Below are 18,260 nucleotides of genomic sequence, written 5' to 3'. Positions count from 1 at the left end.
TCTCTCAGAAATCGGTGGGAAGACCCTCGTGGACAAGGGAGTCGGTGTCGGACCTGGTGCCGTCACGGCCGGCGGGAACGTAGTCCGCCTCGACGGTCTCGGCGGCGTCCAGTTTCGCCGGCCGGTAGTAGTCGCTGCCCTGCCGCCAGTACCAGAGCATCGGGATCAGCCCGGCCGCGAGACCGCCGATGCCGATCGTGATCGCGGAGGTGCTCAGCTCGCCCAGCGACTCGACGAAGATCCAGAACATGAACAGGGCGCCGAACAGCGGCCACACGCCGCCGAGTACGAAGTTGCTCACCGACTTCAGCAGCATCCTGCGGTAGGCGACGACCACCGCGATCCCGGTCAGCCCGTAGTAGACGGCGATCTGCAGCCCGATCGCGGAGATGGCGTCGGAGAGGATCTCGCCCACCGTGCCGAGGGAGTTGGCGGCGACGAACATCCCCAGCGCCACCACGCCGACCACCGCGATCGCCACCCACGGCGTGTTCCAACGCCGGTGCACACGGCCCAGCGCGGCCGGCATCGTACGGTCCCGGCCCATCGCGAACAGCGAGCGCGTGACCTGGATGAGCGTGGTCTCCAGGGTGGCGATGGTGGACAGCATCACCGCCACGATCAGCAACTTCCCGCCCCAGCCCGGCCACACCTCCTCACCGAGCACGGCCAGCACGTTGGCGTCGTTGTCCTGGATCTGCTTCGAGGAGAGGATGACGTTCACCGCGATCGTGAACACCTCGAACAGCAGGAACACGATGCCGACCCCGATGAGGCCCGCCAGGCCCGTCGTACGGCGGCTGTTGCGGGTCTCCTCACTGAGGTTGCTGGTGACGTCCCAGCCCCAGTAGTAGAACGCGGCGATCAGCGCCCCCGACGCGAATCCCGTGACCCCGTCGAAGTGGCCGAAGCCGAGCCAGGACCAGTCGAAGGCCCGGGCGTTGTCCGCATGGAGCAGGGCGAGCACCGCGAACAGGGCCAGTATCACCAGCTCGACACCGGACATCACCAGCTGCGCCCGGACGGTGAGCCGCGCACCGCCCAGCACCACGAGCAGCATGACCAGGAACCAGCCGGCGCCGACCAGCGTGGACAGCGCGGTGTTGTCCGCGAGGTCCTCGTCGAAGACGGCGAGCGTCATCGAACCCGCGGGCAGCGAACCGGCCACCATGAAGATCGTCGCCGAGATCACCAGCGCCCAGCCGCTGATGAAGCCCAGGAAAGGATGCAGGGTACGGCCGACCCACGAGTAACTGGCGCCCGCGTTCACGTCGATCCGGCTGAGATAGCTGTAGGCCAGGGCGATGCCCAGCATGGGTATCGCGCAGTACAGCAGCGCGGCCGGGCTTGCCAGGCCCACCGCGCCGACGAGGACCGCCGAGGTCGCGGCGATCGAGTACGCGGGGGCACTGCCCGCGATCGCCATCACCACCGTGTCGAACGTACCGAGGGCATTGGCCTGCAGCCCTCTTCCCCTGTTGTTGCTCATGGATGCGCTGCTTTCCGTCGTGCACGACGTGGGGGCGAGCCGGCCCCGACGGCGTAAGGGGGGTGTGGGGGGTGGAACTACGCCACGAACCGGTGAGGGATGACCTCGGGTCAGGGGCGGCGGAACGGGGGTGGCGGACACTGTACGCCGTTGCGTCGTCGTGCAGTCACGCCGTGTGTGCGAGTGATGATAGCCACACTCCTTGATGCTTCAAGAGCCACCAGATCTTCCGGGGTTGGAGAACGCGCAACGGGAAACGCGGTTCAGGACATGCACCGGCACAACCCGCCGCCGCGCGCGAGTGAGGAGGCAGCGATGGGCACCGAACACACGCCCGCCGAGTCGATGGCCGACGACGCGTACCAGCCCACCGGAGGCAACGAGGAACAGCAGGACGCGGCTCCGCTGGACCTCCAGGACGCCTTGGACGAGCGGACGTACGACGACACCCTCGACGAGGGCTACTCCCCGCCCGAGAAGCCGCTCGGGGTCACCAAGTACGGCACCACGGCCGCCGAACAGCACGCCGGCGAGACCCTCGACGAGAGGCTCACCCAGGAGGTCCCCGAGGTGGCCGAGCCCGTCGGCGACGACGTGGGTGACCTGCCGGGCGGCGAGGGCGAACCCCTCGACCCGGAGGCGGGCGCCGACCGTGCCGGGCGCCTGGTCGCACCGGACGAGGGCGCCCACGCCGGCACCACGAAGGAGCAGATCGCCTTCGACCAGGGCATCGACGGCGGAGCGGCCGGCGCGGAGGAGGCCGCCATGCACCTGGTCGAGGACGACGCCGACCTGCCGGAGGGCGGCGTGGACACCTGATCAGGTCCGGGAGTGATCAGTTCTGGGAGGCTCAGTCCCCGATCCGGTCGATCTGCCGCAGCCTGTTCGTGGCGTCGAGAGCGGCGACCTTGTAAGACTCCGCAAGCGTCGGGTAGTTGAACACCGCGTCGACCAGATAGTCGACGGTTCCGCCGCACCCCATCACCGACTGCCCGATGTGGATGAGTTCCGTCGCCCCGGTGCCGAAGCAGTGCACACCGAGCAGCGTGCGGTCCTCGGGGGAGACCAGCAGCTTCAGCATGCCGTGCGAGTCGCCGATGATCTGCCCGCGGGCCAGTTCGCGATAGCGCGAGATGCCGACCTCGAACGGCACCCGGTCCTCGGTGAGCTGGTCCTCGGTCCGCCCCACGAAGCTGATCTCAGGGATGGTGTAGATACCGATCGGCTGGAGGTTGTGCATCCGGCCGACGGGCTCCCCGCAGGCGTGGTAAGCCGCCGCCCGCCCCTGCTCCATCGATGTCGCGGCCAGCGCGGGAAAGCCGATCACATCGCCGACGGCGTAGATGTGAGGCACCTCGGTGCGGTAGTGCTCGTCGACCGTGATCCGACCGCGCGGGTCCGCGGTCAGCCCGGCCTTGTCCAGGTCCAGTTCGTCGGTGAGCCCCTGCCGGCCCGCCGAGTACATCACCGCGTCGGCGGGGACCTTCTTCCCGCTCTCCAGGACGGTCAGGGTTCCACGGGAATGCCGCTCGACCGCGGCGACCGTCTCGCCGAAGCGGAACGTCACGGCGAGGTCCCGCAGGTGGTACTTCAGCGACTCGATCACCTCGACGTCGCACATGTCGAGCATCCCGGCCCGCTTCTCCACCACGGTGATCTTGCTGCCGAGCGCGGCGAACATCGAGGCGTACTCCATGCCGATCACCCCGGCACCCACGATCACCATGGAGCGCGGCACCCGCTCCAGCGCCAATACGTTGTCCGAGTCCAGGATCGTGCGCCCGTCGAACTCCACACTGGCGGGGCGCGCGGGCCGGGTGCCGGTGGCGATGACGACGTGCTCGGCGGTCAGCAGCCGTTCCTGGCCGGTGACCTCGCGCAGGGCGACGGTGTGGGAATCGACGAAGCGCCCGGTCCCGGCGTACAGGGCGACATGGTTGCGGGACAACTGGCTGCGGATGACGTCCACCTCACGGCCGACCACGTGCTGGGTGCGGGCGGTGAGGTCGGAGACGGTGATGTCCTCCTTGAGCCGATAGCTCTGGCCGTACAGATCGCGCTGGGTGAGGCCGGTCAGGTAGAGCACGGCCTCGCGCAGGGTCTTGGAGGGGATGGTCCCGGTGTGGATGGAGACGCCGCCGACCATGTCGGGGCGGTCGACGACGGCGACCCGGCGGCCGAGCTTGGCCGCGGCGATGGCCGCCTTCTGACCACCCGGGCCGGATCCGATGACGAGCATGTCGAAGTCGGGCACCTTCAGGAGTCTGGCAGCCGCGAGACCCCTTCGAAAGGGTGAGCCGGAAACCTTTGACGATGTGAAGTGCCGGAGGAGCCCATGAAGTGAAGTGCCTTGGGAGCCAGGGGAGTTGCGCCGGCGCCCTGCTGATACCGCGAGGCCCCGCCCACGGCCGGGAGAGGATGCCGGCCCCGGCGCGGAAATGCCCGCCAAGGGTCGATAATGCAGGTATGGGGCATCGACTCGTCGACGCGAGCGCACCGGCCAGGCTGGCCGCCCCCGAGGAGGGCATCGGCCGGGACGAACTGGCGCTCGCGGCCCGCAACCACGGCCTGCCGCTCGAAGCCCTGCGCCACGACATCACCCCGCCGGGACTGCACTACGTCCTGACCCACTACGACATCCCGTACGTCCCCGACGACACCTCGTGGCATCTGGCCATAGGCGGCCAGGTCCGCCGCCCACTGCGTCTGAGCCTGGCCGACCTTCGTACGTTCCCGCAGGTCACCACCCGGGTCACGCTGGAGTGCGCGGGCAACGGCCGGGCCCTGCTGACGCCCCGGCCGGTGAGTCAGCCCTGGCTCGTCGAGGCGGTCGGCACCGCCGAGTGGACCGGCGTGCCACTGCGGCTGCTGCTCGCCGAGACCGACATCGAGCCCGACGCGGTCGACGTCGTCTTCACCGGCGCCGACCACGGGGTCGAGCGCGGCGTCGAGCAGGACTACCAGCGCGCGCTGCACCTGGACGTGGCTCTGGGCGGCGATCCCGAGGTGCTGGTGGCGTACGCGATGAACGGCGCCCCGCTGCCCCCGCAGCACGGCCGCCCCCTGCGGCTGGTGGTGCCCGGCTGGTACGGCATGGCGCACGTGAAGTGGCTGCGCGAGGTCACCGTCGTCGACGAGCCGTTCACGGGGTTCCAGCAGGCCGTGGCCTACCGGCTGCGCCGGCACCCCGAGGACGAGGGCGAGCCGGTCACCCGGATCGCTCCGCGTGCCCTGCTCGTCCCGCCGGGCTTCCCCGACTTCATGTCGAGGGCACGCGTGGTCCGGCCCGGGACCGTGACCCTGGAGGGGCGAGCCTGGTCCGGGCGGGCCGCGGTGACGCGCGTAGAGGTCAGCGCGGACGCGGGGCGGACCTGGCAGGAGGCGGAACTGGAGCCGGAGGACGGGCATCGCTGGGCGTGGCGCCGGTGGCAGCACAGATGGGCGGCGATCCCCGGCGAGTACGTGCTGAGCGCCCGGGCCACCGATGCCGACGGGCACACCCAGCCCCTGGAGCAGGCCTGGAACCGCGGAGGCTTCGCGAACAACCTCGTGCAGCGGGTGCCGGTGCTGTGCCTGGACGAGGGCGAGGACGGGTCCGGCCAGTGACGCTGCGGGCAGGGGCCGGCCGCACGAGGCCGCCCCGGGTGCGGTGGCGCACCCGGGGGCGACCCGTGCGGATTCCGGCGGTCGGGCTAGGGCAGCAGCTTGTCGAGGGCGGAGGGACCCTCGGCGGCCAGCTTGCGCTTGGCCCATTCCAGATTGCGCGGGGTGAGGTCCTTGCCTGAGGCAAGCACTATGTCCTCGGGCGACACATCCGTGCCGGTGCGGGCGTGGAGCAGGTCGTCCGGGGTGACGCGCTCCCCGGACGGCCCGGACGCTTCGGGCTGGGACGTCGGCATCATCTCTGCTCCTCGGATCCGGGTGACTTCTTCGGGCCCGGTGCGGTCATCGGGTCTGATAACACCATTCAACGCCCGAGCAAACCCTGCATCCGGAGCCGCCGAGAGCCCTCCTGCTCGTGGGCCCGCGTCAGCCCTCGAAGGGCGTGAGTGTCAGCCGGATCCCGGTCGGTGCCGTGTCCTGGATGTACGAGGCGAAATCGGCGACGTCGTCGAAGGCGAAGCCGTACGCCTTGCCGTCCTCATGGGCCGCGTGCATGGCCTTGGCGTAGTGGTTGGTCAGGTCGGTCCGGTAGAAGTCGGCGGGGTCGGTCGTCGGCTGGGCGGGATGGCTGATCAGCGTCGAACGGTTGAAGCCGGCGCCGAGGACGGCGGCGACGGGACCGGTCGTGCCGTCGTTGGGGGCGGCGAGATTGCCGTCGCAGAACAGCACGTCCCGCGTGGACGGCTTGGCGAAGGACACCTGCGCGGGCCCGTCGAAGGCGAACCGCTCACCGCGCACCCGCCCCGTGAAGGTACCCGCGTTGGTGGTGACGGTGAGGTCCCTCCCGGTGTACGTGCTCCAGACCTCGTCGATGGACGGGGCGAAGTAGTCCTTGGCGAACAGGCCGGCGTCCAGGCCGTGACCCGGGGCGATGATGCGCGTGTCGTCCACGACGAGCCGCGCGAACTCCTCGACCTGGCGCACGGCGGTGAACGCGGCCGCGCGTCCACCGGCGCGCAGTTGGCCGGTCGTCTGGTCCTTGGCCCCGGTCAGCCGGATGCTCAGCGGCACGCTGAACATGTCGACCATGGTGGTGTTGCAGAACATTCCGGCGGCGTTGAAGGTGAACTCGGCGCAGTCGTGCAGCACCGGGTAGTTCGGGTCCGACGTCACCCAACCCGCGGGATACTGCAGCGCCGCGTTGCCGTTGCCGTCCGCGACGGCCTTGAACTTGAGCTTCGCGCCGAGCGACACATAGATCCGGCCGGACATGTGGGGGAGGGACAGTTGGGTCTCGCCGCCGCCGGACAGGCTGATCGCGTAGTCGGTGAAGCCGTCGGGGCCGTTGTCCGACAGGGCGATCGGCGCGAGGGTGCCGTCGGGTGTGACGCGCACCTGCCTGCCGTCCTGGTTGCCGACGATGTAGACGTGGACGTTCGCGTTGTCGAAGGAGCCGCTGTCGTTGACGATCGTCAGCGGCATCGACTCCGCCGCGGCAGGCGCGGCACCGCCCGCGGGCGTACCCGCAAGGGCGTGGGGAGCCACGGTGGCGATGGCGGGGACGGCCACCGCGGCGCCGCCGAGGGCGAAGAGGAGCCTGCGTCGACCGAGAGTGCGCTGGTGACGGGGTGTCATGTGGGGGGTCTCCCGGAGTACTTGTGCGGGTACTTGGGCGCGGTGGCGACGGGACCGTAGGTCTGAGAGCGCTCTCGAAGCGGGCCTAGCCGCCACCGGTGGGCCCCGATGCTACGCACGACCGCCGCAACGGCCAACGGGTCTGCATCGTGACCAAATCCCTCTGAGCTGCGGGAACTTGAAAAGCCACGGAATGACCACGACCGCTTAACTCTCTCCTAAGTCCCACTTAAGCTCCGCAGGCATCCGAAGGCGCCCTGAGAGCGCTCTCGGCGACCCTGTGCATCCGCCCGCAAAAAACCATGGACGGACCCGGGAAAGATCACGTACGGTGTGGCTCCACGCCTTGAGACGGACGGAAGGAGGCGAGTGCCGTGCAGTTCACACCTTTCCAGCGCTCCCTTTCCGTTGCCCCGGCGTGTTGTGCGTGATCTGACCGGGAGCGCTCCAAGCAGCCTGCATCCCGGAGGAATCCATGACCGATCCGGTCATCCGCGCGCTCTCGACGAGCGACGCCCATCTTTTCGACGCACACCCCGACCCGCTCGGCGCCCGTGAGGGTCACCGGCGGACCCGTTTCCGCCCCGAGTGGAAGCGAGTTGCCCTGCGCGACGGCACGGTCGTCGCTCGCGGCGCCTGGTGGGGCGGCCCCGACGACTCGGAGCCCATCAACATCAACTGGTTCGACGTCGCCGAGGGCGAGGAGGAGGCCGGCGCCGAACTCCTGCGCTCCGCTCCCTGGCAGGTCGAACTCGAGATCAACCTGCCCGGCGGCTGGCGGGACGAGCCCGACCTGAAGGCCGCGGCCGAGGCCCGCTTCGGCGCCGCGCGTGCGGCCGGCTACGAACTCCTGGTGGAACGCTTCCTGTACCGCTGGACCCCGGAACTCGGCCTGCCCGAACGGCCCGGCCGGCTGCGCTTCGTTGCCGAGCCCGATGACGCCGTCTTCTTCGACGCACTGTGCCGCATCCACTCCGTCACCCTTGACGCCCACGCGCTGCGAGCCATCGCGGAGGGCGGCCTCGACCAGGCCGCGCAGGAGGAGCTCGACTTCTTCCACTGGTGCCCGTCCCCACGGGAGTGGTGGCAGGTAGCGCACACCCCGGAGGGCGAGTTGGCCGGCATCCACATCCCGGCACACAACCCCTCCGGCCCGACGATCGGCTTCATCGGAGTCGTCCCTGAACAGCGCGGCCACGGCTACGCCTACGACCTCCTCGCGGAGTGCACCCACGTCCTGGCCGAACAGGGCGCGGAGTTCGTCTCCGGAGCGACCGACCAGGGCAACTTCCCCATGGCCCGCAACTTCGCCAAGGCAGGGTTCCCCGTGGTCAAGGAGCGCATCAACTTCGATGCGGCGGGCCGGCCGTAGCTAGGAGCAGCCTCGAGCCGTAAGGGGCACCGGGCGGCCCGGACCTTGATCTCAGGTCCGGGCCGCCCGGCGCCACCAGTCGTCGGCGGTCAGATCGTGCAGGCACTCCTGGAAGTTTCCGCCCGGGGCGGCCAAGTGGCCAAGCATCGCGTCCGGTTCAGGGCCCCGGTCCCTGACAGATGTCAGGGACCACGGGCTGTTGGGCCTGCCTACAGTGCGGGGCGATGAGTGCGGGAAGCCTCCCGCGAGCCGACCCGCCACGGCATCGAAAGGAACGTCATGCGCAAGAGGACCGCGGCACTCGCCGCTGCCGGAGCACTCGCCCTCGTGTTCACCACCGCTCAGAGCGCCGCGGCCGAGGGGCACGGCCGCGGTTGGTACGGCGTGTGGGCGAACGGGGTCAACGTCCGCGACATGAACCAGGGCAACTGCGCCACCTCGCCGAGCACCTCGAACTGCCCCACGGTCATCGGGCAGATCAACTCCTGGGACGAGGTGCTCGTGTACTGCCAGATCCCGGGCCAGACGGTCGGCGGCAACCCGTACTGGGTGATGGTCTCGCCGCGGGGCTGGGACAAGTACGGAATCGTGTCCAGCTACTACATCGAGAACAGCACCAACTGGATCGACGGCGTACCCGGCCCTAACGGCTGCGCGATCTAGTGCCGGAACCGGTCCAGCAGGTCCTCGGCAGAAGGCTCAGGGCAGGGCGCCCGCCGGAGTGCGCACCGCGTCGCGCAGGCGGGCGGCGTCCTGGCTGGGCGGGGCGCCGAACTGGCGGCGGTACTCGCGGCTGAACTGGGACGGGTTGTCGTAGCCGACGCGGTGCCCCACTCCGGTGACATCGCCCGGGTGGGTGGCGAGCAGCAGCCTGGCCTCCTGCAGCCGGATCTGTTTCTGGAACTGGATGGGGCTCATCGCGGTCACCGCCTGGAAGTTGCGGTAGAAGGCCGAGACACTCATGCCGGACATCCGGGCCACGTCCTCCACCCGGAAGGGCTGCGCGTAGTGCTCGCGGATCCAGCGCACGGCCCGCGAGACATGGCTGAGACTGCTGTCGGCTAGGCCGAGCTGGCGCACCGTCGCGCCCTGCTCGCCGGTGATGACGCGCCACAGGATCTCCCGCTTGACCAGCGGAGCCAGAACGGCCCGGTCGCGGGGTTCGTCGAGCAGGCGCAGCAGCCGGATCACCGCGTCGAGCAGGGCGGGCGAGGCGTCGCTGACGGCGATCCCCGACGGCGCACCTCCGGCCGTGCGCGGAGTGTCCGCGGGCCCGGCCCGCAGCAGCAACTCGGCGACCGCGGACGGTTCCAGGACGAGCCCGAACCCCAGCGCCGGCTGCTCGGGGTCGGCCTGGGTGAACTGTCCGGTGACGGGCAGGTCGACGGATGCGACCAGGTACTGCCCGGGCCCGTATTCGAAGACCCGGTCGCCCAGCGCGAGACGTTTCGCGCCCTGGGCGATGACCGCGAGCACCGTGCCCGACATGGAGGGCGCCGGCGGATCCGGCCGGTCGACCTTGGAGATCAGGACGCCGTCGACGGCGGTCGTCCAGTCGGGCCGGACGTGCCGGTCCAGCAGGGTGCGGAGCTCTTCCAGCTGCATGCCTCCATTGCAGCACCCCTACGCGCCCCGGCTCCCGGGCACGCGAGGATCGTGCAAGCACGAGAGAGCATCGTTCTAACGTTTCCGCAGGTCAGGTCGGTTGAATGGAGTCATCGAGCTCCATACGACCGTACCCGGGAGGACCACCATGAAGGTCGCCATCGTCACCGGCGCCAGCTCCGGCATCGGACAGAGCGCCGCGATCGAGATCGCCAAGCGCGGAGTCGGAGTCATCCTGACCTACGGCAACAACCCGCAAGGAGGGAAGGACACCGTCGCCGTCATCGAGAAGGAGGGCGGTACGGCCGTCGCGCTGCCGCTGGACGTCGGCGAGACCGGCACCTTCGACGGGTTCCGCGACACCGTGGCCGGGGTCCTGCGCGACACCTGGCAGCGCGACTCCTTCGACTACCTGGTGAACAACGCCGGCTTCGCGCAGACCTCGCTGATCGAGGACACGACCGAGGAGTTGTTCGACAGGCTCATGCGGGTTCTGCTCAAGGGCCCGTACTTCCTCACGCAGAAGCTGTTGCCGCTGATCACGGACGGCGGCGCCATCGTGAACACGAGCAGCAACTCGGCGTCCACCACCACCGGCCTGGAGCCCGGCTACTCGGTGTACGCCGGCAGGAAGGGCGGCCTGGACGTGCTGACCCGCTACATGGCCAAGGAGTTCAGCGACCGGGGCATCCGAGTCAACGCGGTTTCGCCCGGGGCGACCCGCACCCGCCTCGGCGACGACGCCTTCACCCGGTTCCCCGAGGTCGTCCCCGCACTCGCCGCGAAGACCGCGTTCGGCCGCGTCGGCGAACCCGACGACATCGGCAAGATGATCGCCACGCTCGTCTCCGACGAGAGCCGCTGGGTCACCGCCCAGAACATCGAGGTGTCGGGCGGCTACAACCTCTAGGACCGCACCACCCGCCTCACGGGCCGGCCCACCCGCCTCCAGGGCCCGCCCACCCGCTTCCGGCGCCGGCCCACCCGCCCCCATCCGTCAGACGTCGCCGTTCAAAAACGCCTCGGCCGCCGCCAGGATCTCGGTGACCCGCAGCCCGAACGCCGCGTCGCACGGGTGCGGCCGGCCGGTGCGGGAGGCTGTCAGCAGGGCGTCCGCGGCCCGGAGCAGGGCGGACACCGCGCTCTCGGTGCTCTCCGGCATCAGCGTCACACCGGCCGTGCCCCGCAGCTCCACGGTCGCTCCCGCCGCGGCGGCCGGTGCCGTGAGGCTCAGGGTCAGGGTGCTGGATGCGCCGTCGGCGTGGTCGAGGACCAGGTGCACCGTGTCGCCGGGCCCGTGCGCGGCGGCCGTCACCTGCCCGGCGTCGCCCAGGACCGGCAGCAGCACGGACAGGGCATGGGGACCCACGTCCCACAGTGCGCCCTTGTCCTGCCGCCACGGCGAGTCCGCGAACGGGTTGCCGTCACCGCTGAACACCGCGCCGAGCCACTCCGCCCGACCCGTGAACCAGCCTTCCGCAGCCGTCTGTTCGGTGATCCACGCCTCGGTCTCCGGCTGGAAACGGGTGGTGAAGAAGACGACCGAGGCCACGCCGGCCCCTTCGACCGCCTCGACGACCGCCCGTGCCTGCTCCACCGTTGGCGCGAGCGGCTTGTCCAGCAGCAGATGGCAGCCCGCCCGTGCGGCCCGCGCCGCCAGGTCGCCCTGAACGGCCGGCGGCAGGGCGACGGCCACGGCGTCCACCTCGGCGAGCAGCGCGTCGACATCGTCGTAGGCACGCACGCCGTAGCTGTCGGCCAACTCCTTGGTGGGAGCCGTACGGCGGCCCCACACCCCCACGAAGTCCAGTTCGGTGTGCCGACTCAGGGCGGGAGCATGAGCCATCTGGGCCCACGGTCCGGTGCCGAGCAGTCCGATGCGCATGCCGCCGCCTCTCACGATGCCGTCGATCGATCGGGGTGAGCGTGTCACATCGACCCGGAGGCGGCACAAGCGGTTACGTGGGCGATGCCGGCACCGGGGATTCAGCGGTGGCATCACTGAATGCATTCGCTTTCTTCTATTGGACCTTCCGCGACCCGAAAGTCACGCTGGAGTCGGTCCGGTACCGCGTGCCATCCATGGCGTGCTCGCCGGGTGACATCGTTTTCCGCGCGACAGTCGAAAGAGGTCACCAGCCCATGCACACCCGCCGCATCGGGGATGCCGAGGTCAGCGCGATAGGCCTGGGCGGAATGCCCATGTCCATCGAGGGACGCCCGGACGAGGCACGTTCCCTCGCCACGATCCACGCCGCGCTGGACGCCGGCGTGACCCTGATCGACACCGCGGACGCCTACCACCGGGACGCCCACGAGGTCGGTCACAACGAGACCCTGATCGCCAAGGCCCTCGCCTCCCACGACCGGGGCAAGGACGTCCTGGTCGCCACGAAGGGCGGCCATCTGCGCCCCGGCGACGGCAGCTGGACGCTGGACGGCAGCCCGCGGCACCTCAAGGAGGCCTGTGAGGCATCGCTGCGCCGGCTCGGCGTGGAGGCCATCGGGCTCTACCAGTTCCACCGCCCCGACCCGAAGGTGCCGTTCGCCGAGTCGGTCGGCGCCGTACGGGACCTGCTCGACGAGGGCAAGATCCGGATGGCCGGGATCTCCAACGCGAACCCGGAGCAGATCCGCCAGGCCAACGAGATCCTGGGCGGCCGGCTGGTCTCCGTGCAGAACCAGTTCTCCCCGGCGTTCCGCTCCAGCGAGCCGGAGCTGCGCCTGTGCGACGAGCTCGGCATCGCATTCCTGCCGTGGAGCCCGCTCGGCGGCATCTCCCGCGCCGGTGAACTGGGCTCCGCCTACGCCCCGTTCGCGCGGGTCGGCGAGGCCCACGGGGTGAGCCCGCAGCGCGTCTGCCTGGCCTGGATGCTCGCCAAGTCGCCGGTCGTCGTCCCGATCCCGGGATCGAGCCGCCCGGAGACGATCCGCGACTCGCTGGCCGCGACCGAACTCGTCCTCACCGCGAAGGAGATCGCGGAGCTGGACGCGGTCTGAAGCACTCCGGGAATCCGTTCCGGAACGCGTGTGTACTCCCCCTCGGGACGGGATAGGGAAGCGCTTGCTGCGCTGCAGCTAGGTGTCTGCAACTCATCCGGATCCCTGGGAAGGACAACGCCGATGGCGTCGTCGCACGAGAGACCGCTCGACCACCGCTACCGCGGCGAACACCCCGTACGCACCCTCGCCTATCTGTTCCGCGCCGACCGCCACCGCCTCGCGGCGGCGGTCGGCGTCTTCACCGTCAAGCACAGCCCGATCTGGCTGCTGCCGCTGATCACCGCGTCCATCATCGACACCGTCGTCCAGCACCAGCCGATCAGCAGGCTCTGGCTGAGCACCGGCGTGATCATGTTCATCCTGCTGGTCAACTACCCCCTGCACGTCCTCTACGTACGCCTGCTGTACGGCAGCGTGCGCCGGATGGGCACCAGCCTGCGTTCCGCCCTGTGCACGCGTATGCAGCAGCTCTCCATCGGCTACCACTCGCGCGTCAGCGCCGGCGTGCTCCAGGCCAAGGTCGTACGTGACGTGGAGACCGTCGAGCAGATGGTTCAGCAGACCGCGGAGACGGGGCTCGGCGCGGGCACCGTGCTCATCGGCGGCCTCGTCATCATCGCCATCCGCACACCGGAGTTCGTGCCCGTCTTCCTCGTCGTCGTGCCCGCCGCCGCACTCGTCGTCGCCCGACTGCGGGCCCGTCTGCGCACCCACAACGAGCATTTCCGCCACGAGGTCGAGACCCTGTCGTCCCGGGTGACGGAGATGACCCGCCTCATCCCGGTGACCCGCGCCCACGGACTGGAGGGCAAGGCACTGCGCCGCATGGACGGCACCCTGCACCGGCTGCTGACCTCCGGCATGCGCCTCGACCTCGTCAACGGCCGCTTCGGCTCACTCGCCTGGGTCGTACTGAACGTGGTCGGCGTGCTCGTGCTCGCCGGCGCGGCGCTGGTCTCGTACTACGACGTCTGGGGCGTGACCGCCGGCGACGTCGTCATGCTGAGCGCGTTCCTGACCACGCTCACCAACTCCACGACGACACTGGCGGGACTGGCCCCGGTCATCACCAAGGGCCTGGAATCCGTCCGCTCCGTCGGCGAGGTCCTCCAGGCGCCCGAACTGGAGGACAACGAGGGCAAGGCCGAACTCGCCTCACTGCACGGCGCCGTGACCTTCGAGAAGGTCGGGTATGCGTACGAGGACAGCGGCCGGCCGGCTGTACGGGACTTCAGCCTGACCGTCTCGCCGGGGGAGACCATCGCCCTCGTCGGCGCGTCCGGTGCGGGCAAGTCCACCGTGCTGAACCTCGTCATCGGCTTCATCCGGCCGACCTCCGGCCAACTGCTGCTCGACGGCACGGACATGAACACCCTCGACCTGCGCACGTACCGCCGCTTCCTCTCGGTCGTGCCGCAGGAGTCGATCCTCTTCGACGGCACCATCCGCGAGAACGTCGCCTACGGCATGGACGACGCCGACGAGGAGACGGTGCGCGCGGCGCTGCGCGACGCCAACGCGCTGGAGTTCGTCGACCGGATGCCGCAGGGCCTCGACACCGTGGTCGGGGAGCGCGGGGCACGGCTGTCCGGCGGACAGCGCCAGCGCCTGGCCATCGCCCGTGCCCTGATCCGGGACCCGAGGGTGCTGGTCCTCGACGAGGCGACGTCGGCCCTGGACACCCACTCGGAGGCACTCGTGCAGCAGGCCCTCGCCCGCCTGCTGCACGGCCGCACCACCTTCGTCGTGGCACACCGGCTGTCCACGGTGCGCGGCGCCGACCGGATCGTGGTGCTGGGAGACGGCCGGATCCAGGAGACCGGCACCCACGAGGAACTCCTGGGCCGGAACGGGGCGTACGCCGCACTGCACAGCGGGCAGGTTGCCTGACGGACCCGCCCGGACGGCCGGACTACCGGCCGTCCACCACCCGGCCGAATTCGATCCGGTCGATGTCCGGCGCCCAGGCCGTCGCATTGCCGAACGTCACCGCGTTGGAGCCCTTCCTCAGCTCCACGGGCAGGCCCACCGTCCAGTAGTCGTCCGAGCTCCAGGTGTTCTTGAAGGTGACCTTCACCGGCACCGCGTCTCCCACGGTGATGTCCGCCGTGCGGGACACGATGTCCGTGTTGTAGGCGTGGCCGTTGTCCCGCCGGTCGTTGTGCGCGTAGTGCACGACCAGCAGATAGCGGCCCGCGCTCGGCGCCCGCACGCTGAACTCGGCCGTGCTGTCGGGGCTGTTGCCGAGTCGGCCGACGTACGAGCCGCCGGAGGCGTGGACGGAGTCGACGAGCGTGGCCCCGCCCCTGAGGACGGCGGATGCGGCCTCGTACGAGAGCGTGCCGGAGGTCGATCCGGAGCCCGAGACCTCCAGGGCGTGGACGGCGGCGTGCTGTGCGGTCACGGTGACGCGGTTGTTGCCCGCGACGAGGTACAGCCGCAGCGGCCGGCCCGGCGCCGCCGTCACCGTCGCACCGTGCAGGGCGAGCTGCACCGGCGCCGCCGCCCGCGGCACCACCGTGAAGTAGCCGTCGCGCGGCGCGTACACGTCGAAGACCGCCTTGTCGCCGGAGCGCAGCACGAGGGCGCCCGTGCCCACCCCCGCCGAGGAGGAGTAGTCGAACGCGGGCTGCCCGCCGATGTCCGCCAGCGTGGCCTCGTACGACGCGGAAGGCACGCCCTCGCGGGCGGTCAGGTCGATGCGGTCGAGTGTGACCTCGGCGTCGCCCTTGGCCAGACTCAGGGTGTGGGTCCCGGCGTCGAGCCGGACGGTGACGTCCTTCTTGGCGCGGTAGCCCCAGTTCTGCGTGGACGGACAGGTGACCGTCGCCGTCTCGAAGCCGTCGACCGACAGCTTCTGGGTGGCCGGGCCGCCGGACTGGTTGCCGTACAGGATCGCCAGGTCGTACGTCCCGCCCGCCGGGACCGTCACCGTGAAGTCGACCTTGCTGCCGGCCGCGTTGAGCGAACCGACGTCCTTGGTGCCGGAGGCCGCGTAGCCGTTGGCGTTGTCGACCGTGCCCTGGGTGCAGACCTTGCCGTCGGTGACGGCCGCGTCCTCGGCCTCGTACGACGCCGACCAGGGGACGGAGGCGGGGGAGGGGGTGCCCGATCCGCCGGGCGTCAGTACGATCCGGTACGCGGACATCTTCTGCATGCCGCGCAGCGGGACGCTCACCGAGCCGTCGTCCGCCACCTTCACCTTCGTGCGGGCGAGGACCTGCGGCGTCGCGTGCTGCCCCTCGTAGCCGGACCATGCTGCTTCGGCGACGACGGCGGTCACCGTGCGGCCGAAGACGGCACCGGGGACGTTCTCCAGCACGACGTCGGAGTCGCCCGCCGAGCCGCCGAGCAGTACCTGTGCCTGGCGCCGCGAAGTGTCCAGGGAGGCCAGCCCCTGCAGGGTGTCGATGGTGTCGGGCCGAGGCGGGGTCACCTTCACCGTCTCGCCGGTCAGCCCGGCGTACCAGCGGAAGAACCACCAGCCGCCGTTGGGGACGTTGGAGCGTACGACATGCCCGCTGAGGTTGCCTGCCGCGTCCCAGTAGGCCATGTTCGCGTACACCTTGTTCCGCTCGAACATGGAGACCCACTGCACGAGTTGGCCGGGCACCGACAGATCGCGGCGGTTGGCGTACTCATCGATGTTGATCTTCAGGGGCGCAATGCCCACCTCCCGCTCCAGTGCACGATAGTTGTCGTAGTGTGCCTGGAAGTCGCGCAGCGAGCCGGAGTCCAGTTCGTGCCAGGTCATCACCTGCGGCAGGACGTTCTCCCGCTTGGCGAAGGCGAGGAAGTCCCGCAACAGGCGGGTGTCGTAGGCGGCTTCGTTCGGCCCCGCGATCCTCGCGTCCGGGTCGATCGCGCGGATGCGCCGGTACACCGTCTTCCAGTCCTGGAGGAACCGGTCCCGGTTCGCCTCGTACTGGGATTGGTCGGGGACGCCGAGCTGGTACCAGATCTGGTCGGGCTCGTTGAACGGAATGTAGACGAACCGGTCGCTGTGCGAGTCCCCGGCCACCTCCCTGGCGATCTTGTCGACCTTGGGGAGGTAGTCGTCGATGCCGAGATCCTCGTACGGCCACTTGGCGTAGACGTCCTGCATCATCACCAGGACCTCACCGCCGCCGTTGCGGAAGAACGACTTGGAGACGGTGAGCGCGTCGCCGTTGGGATGCTGGGCACCGCCCTCCGGCTTCTGGGAGACGCTGGTGACCTTCAGGGGCTCCAGCACGGCGTCGCTGGGCACCCCGTCGTCGCTGAGCCCGTACAGCGCGCCGTTGGCGCCGAGCATCACCGGCCCCTCGGAGGCGGAAAGGTCGACGGTGAGACGCCGCGGGTCGGCGTCGGCGTCGGCAGCGGTCGCGGGGCCCGTGGCGGGAAGAGTGGCTGCCATGGTGGCTGCTCCAAGTGCGGCTGATATCAGGGCGGTTACGCGGAGTCGGGTTGAGGCAGCGGCAGGTGGCGGGAGTTCAGGCAGTGGCAGGCGGCGGGCCCGAGCTCTCCCGGACCACCAGCTCAGGTGCGGACACGGGGTGCGGGGTGATCTGCGCGGCCTCCTCCAGCACCGCGTGCAGTAGGGCGAACGCGGCCCGTCCGAGGCCGGTGAAGTCCAGGCGTACGGTCGTCAGGGACGGCGTCAGATACGCGGCGTGCGGGGCGTCGTCGAACCCGGCCACGCTGACCTCGCCGGGGACGGAGCGGCCGGCCTCGTGCAGGGCGCGCAGCACCCCGAGCGCGAGGTCGTCGTTGCCGCACAGGATCGCCGATACGGCCGGGTCCTGCGCGAGCCTCAGCCCCGCCGCGTGCCCGCCGGAAGGCCCCCAACTGCCCTGAACCGCAGGGGGTTCGGGTGCCCCGGCCTCGCGCAGCGCCTGACGCCAGCCGCCGGTGCGGGCGCTGGTGCGCCGGGTGCTGGACGGGATGGCGACGTAATGCACGGTCTCGTGCCCCAGGGAGAGCAGATGGCGCGTGGCCTCGTACGCGGCCTCGCGATCGTCGGTCCACACCCAGGGGCGGCCCGCGGCGGGCGGTCTCGCCGGGGTCTCGACCACGCCGACGACCGGCAGCTCGGCGGGGACGGCGCCGAGCGCCTTCACACCGGCCGGATCGTACGCGATCACGATCAGTCCGCCGCCCGCGTCCGCGGCCCGCTGCACCTCCGCGGCGACCGCGGCCTCGTCCGCCGACTCCAGGACGCCGATCCCGACCGCGTAAGACGCCGCGCGAGCGGCCTCCTCGACGCCCTGGAGGATCGACGCATGGCCGTAGTGCGTGGTGTTCGCGGTGAGCACGGTGACGGCCCTGCTGCGCCCGCTGGCCAGGGCGAGCGCGGTGGCGTTGCGCCGGAACCCCAGTTCGTCGATGGCGGTGAGCACCCGGTCCCGGGTGGCCGGCTTGACGCTGGGGTGGCGGTTGATCACCCGGGAGACGGTCTGGTACGAGACGCCGGCGGCGGTCGCGACGTCCCTGATGCTCGCCGGACGCCTTGTGTGACCGGTCACATGCATGCCAGGATTGTGACCGGTCACATAGAGGTCGTCAAGAGACCGC

At 70.3% G+C, this 18,260-nt stretch carries 15 protein-coding genes; 7 read left to right on the top strand and 8 right to left on the bottom strand.

Going from position 1 to position 18,260, the window contains the following annotated elements:
* Positions 1-4: 4 nt before the first annotated feature.
* Positions 5-1,489, bottom strand: coding sequence for an APC family permease (locus OHT51_RS03450; protein WP_328877378.1), 1,485 nt, complete (start codon positions 1,487-1,489; stop codon positions 5-7).
* Positions 1,490-1,804: 315 nt separating this feature from the next.
* Here OHT51_RS03450 and OHT51_RS03445 point away from each other — a divergent pair, with 315 nt between their 5' ends.
* On the top strand, positions 1,805-2,308 hold the full coding sequence (locus OHT51_RS03445) for a DUF5709 domain-containing protein (protein WP_328877377.1): 504 nt from the start codon (positions 1,805-1,807) through the stop codon (positions 2,306-2,308).
* 31 nt (positions 2,309-2,339) lie between these two features.
* Here OHT51_RS03445 and sthA read toward each other — a convergent pair whose 3' ends face one another.
* A complete protein-coding gene (gene sthA, locus OHT51_RS03440; RefSeq protein WP_328877376.1) occupies positions 2,340-3,743 on the bottom strand; it encodes a Si-specific NAD(P)(+) transhydrogenase in 1,404 nt (467 codons plus the stop codon).
* 212 nt (positions 3,744-3,955) lie between these two features.
* On the opposite strand from sthA, the gene OHT51_RS03435 reads away from it, so the two are divergent.
* Positions 3,956-5,095, top strand: a complete 1,140-nt coding sequence (locus OHT51_RS03435) for a sulfite oxidase (RefSeq protein ID WP_328877375.1) — start codon at positions 3,956-3,958, stop codon at positions 5,093-5,095.
* Between the two features lie 86 nt (positions 5,096-5,181).
* On the opposite strand, the gene OHT51_RS03430 is transcribed toward OHT51_RS03435, so the two are convergent.
* Together OHT51_RS03430 and OHT51_RS03425 are read right to left on the bottom strand one after the other, a co-directional pair.
* Positions 5,182-5,388, bottom strand: coding sequence for a hypothetical protein (locus OHT51_RS03430; protein ID WP_328430330.1), 207 nt, complete (start codon positions 5,386-5,388; stop codon positions 5,182-5,184).
* A 130-nt stretch (positions 5,389-5,518) separates the two neighbouring features.
* The gene (locus OHT51_RS03425; RefSeq protein ID WP_328877374.1) at positions 5,519-6,727 is read right to left on the bottom strand and encodes a glycoside hydrolase family 64 protein; all 1,209 of its coding nucleotides are present in this window, start codon (positions 6,725-6,727) and stop codon (positions 5,519-5,521) included.
* A gap of 475 nt (positions 6,728-7,202) precedes the next feature.
* Here OHT51_RS03425 and OHT51_RS03420 point away from each other — a divergent pair, with 475 nt between their 5' ends.
* Both OHT51_RS03420 and OHT51_RS03415 read left to right on the top strand, forming a co-directional pair.
* Positions 7,203-8,099 (top strand): GNAT family N-acetyltransferase, encoded by an 897-nt coding sequence (locus tag OHT51_RS03420; RefSeq protein ID WP_328877373.1) that lies wholly within the window; start codon positions 7,203-7,205, stop codon positions 8,097-8,099.
* Between the two features lie 279 nt (positions 8,100-8,378).
* Positions 8,379-8,762: a hypothetical protein gene (locus tag OHT51_RS03415; RefSeq protein WP_328877372.1), complete on the top strand. Its 384-nt coding sequence runs from the start codon at positions 8,379-8,381 to the stop codon at positions 8,760-8,762.
* 36 nt (positions 8,763-8,798) lie between these two features.
* Here the strand turns inward: OHT51_RS03415 and OHT51_RS03410 are convergent, their stop codons facing one another.
* Positions 8,799-9,704: an AraC family transcriptional regulator gene (locus tag OHT51_RS03410; RefSeq protein WP_328877371.1), complete on the bottom strand. Its 906-nt coding sequence runs from the start codon at positions 9,702-9,704 to the stop codon at positions 8,799-8,801.
* 148 nt (positions 9,705-9,852) lie between these two features.
* Between OHT51_RS03410 and OHT51_RS03405 the strand changes: the two genes are divergently transcribed.
* Positions 9,853-10,614 carry an SDR family NAD(P)-dependent oxidoreductase gene (locus OHT51_RS03405; RefSeq protein WP_328877370.1) on the top strand — a complete coding sequence of 254 codons (762 nt, stop codon included), beginning with the start codon at positions 9,853-9,855 and terminating at the stop codon, positions 10,612-10,614.
* 87 nt (positions 10,615-10,701) lie between these two features.
* On the opposite strand, the gene OHT51_RS03400 is transcribed toward OHT51_RS03405, so the two are convergent.
* The gene (locus OHT51_RS03400; RefSeq protein ID WP_328877369.1) at positions 10,702-11,589 is read right to left on the bottom strand and encodes a Gfo/Idh/MocA family protein; all 888 of its coding nucleotides are present in this window, start codon (positions 11,587-11,589) and stop codon (positions 10,702-10,704) included.
* Positions 11,590-11,846: 257 nt separating this feature from the next.
* On the opposite strand from OHT51_RS03400, the gene OHT51_RS03395 reads away from it, so the two are divergent.
* Together OHT51_RS03395 and OHT51_RS03390 are read left to right on the top strand one after the other, a co-directional pair.
* Positions 11,847-12,704 carry an aldo/keto reductase gene (locus tag OHT51_RS03395; protein ID WP_328877368.1) on the top strand — a complete coding sequence of 286 codons (858 nt, stop codon included), beginning with the start codon at positions 11,847-11,849 and terminating at the stop codon, positions 12,702-12,704.
* A 123-nt stretch (positions 12,705-12,827) separates the two neighbouring features.
* Positions 12,828-14,597 carry an ABC transporter ATP-binding protein gene (locus OHT51_RS03390; protein WP_328877367.1) on the top strand — a complete coding sequence of 590 codons (1,770 nt, stop codon included), beginning with the start codon at positions 12,828-12,830 and terminating at the stop codon, positions 14,595-14,597.
* A gap of 22 nt (positions 14,598-14,619) precedes the next feature.
* On the opposite strand, the gene OHT51_RS03385 is transcribed toward OHT51_RS03390, so the two are convergent.
* Both OHT51_RS03385 and OHT51_RS03380 read right to left on the bottom strand, forming a co-directional pair.
* Entirely contained in the window at positions 14,620-17,103 is a 2,484-nt protein-coding gene (locus OHT51_RS03385) for a CBM35 domain-containing protein (RefSeq protein WP_328877366.1), read from the bottom strand.
* A gap of 76 nt (positions 17,104-17,179) precedes the next feature.
* Entirely contained in the window at positions 17,180-18,217 is a 1,038-nt protein-coding gene (locus OHT51_RS03380) for a LacI family DNA-binding transcriptional regulator (protein ID WP_328877365.1), read from the bottom strand.
* Between the last annotated feature and the right edge of the window lie 43 nt (positions 18,218-18,260).

The organism is Streptomyces sp. NBC_00299 (assembly GCF_036173045.1).
Lineage (GTDB): Bacteria > Actinomycetota > Actinomycetes > Streptomycetales > Streptomycetaceae > Streptomyces > Streptomyces machairae.
Note: the sequence above shows the minus strand (reverse complement) of the source record. Positions and strands in the feature narration are given on the sequence as shown.

What these genes read in the sequence shown, in the direction of transcription:
- OHT51_RS03450 (WP_328877378.1), bottom strand. Translation starts at nt 1,489, where the DNA reads ATGAGCAACAACAGGGGAAGAGGGCTGCAGGCCAATGCCCTCGGTACG.
- OHT51_RS03445 (WP_328877377.1), top strand. Translation starts at nt 1,805, where the DNA reads ATGGGCACCGAACACACGCCCGCCGAGTCGATGGCCGACGACGCGTAC.
- OHT51_RS03435 (WP_328877375.1), top strand. Translation starts at nt 3,956, where the DNA reads ATGGGGCATCGACTCGTCGACGCGAGCGCACCGGCCAGGCTGGCCGCC.
- OHT51_RS03430 (WP_328430330.1), bottom strand. Translation starts at nt 5,388, where the DNA reads ATGCCGACGTCCCAGCCCGAAGCGTCCGGGCCGTCCGGGGAGCGCGTC.
- OHT51_RS03425 (WP_328877374.1), bottom strand. Translation starts at nt 6,727, where the DNA reads ATGACACCCCGTCACCAGCGCACTCTCGGTCGACGCAGGCTCCTCTTC.
- OHT51_RS03420 (WP_328877373.1), top strand. Translation starts at nt 7,203, where the DNA reads ATGACCGATCCGGTCATCCGCGCGCTCTCGACGAGCGACGCCCATCTT.
- OHT51_RS03415 (WP_328877372.1), top strand. Translation starts at nt 8,379, where the DNA reads ATGCGCAAGAGGACCGCGGCACTCGCCGCTGCCGGAGCACTCGCCCTC.
- OHT51_RS03410 (WP_328877371.1), bottom strand. Translation starts at nt 9,704, where the DNA reads ATGCAGCTGGAAGAGCTCCGCACCCTGCTGGACCGGCACGTCCGGCCC.
- OHT51_RS03405 (WP_328877370.1), top strand. Translation starts at nt 9,853, where the DNA reads ATGAAGGTCGCCATCGTCACCGGCGCCAGCTCCGGCATCGGACAGAGC.
- OHT51_RS03400 (WP_328877369.1), bottom strand. Translation starts at nt 11,589, where the DNA reads ATGCGCATCGGACTGCTCGGCACCGGACCGTGGGCCCAGATGGCTCAT.
- OHT51_RS03395 (WP_328877368.1), top strand. Translation starts at nt 11,847, where the DNA reads ATGCACACCCGCCGCATCGGGGATGCCGAGGTCAGCGCGATAGGCCTG.
- OHT51_RS03390 (WP_328877367.1), top strand. Translation starts at nt 12,828, where the DNA reads ATGGCGTCGTCGCACGAGAGACCGCTCGACCACCGCTACCGCGGCGAA.
- OHT51_RS03385 (WP_328877366.1), bottom strand. Translation starts at nt 17,103, where the DNA reads ATGGCAGCCACTCTTCCCGCCACGGGCCCCGCGACCGCTGCCGACGCC.
- OHT51_RS03380 (WP_328877365.1), bottom strand. Translation starts at nt 18,217, where the DNA reads ATGCATGTGACCGGTCACACAAGGCGTCCGGCGAGCATCAGGGACGTC.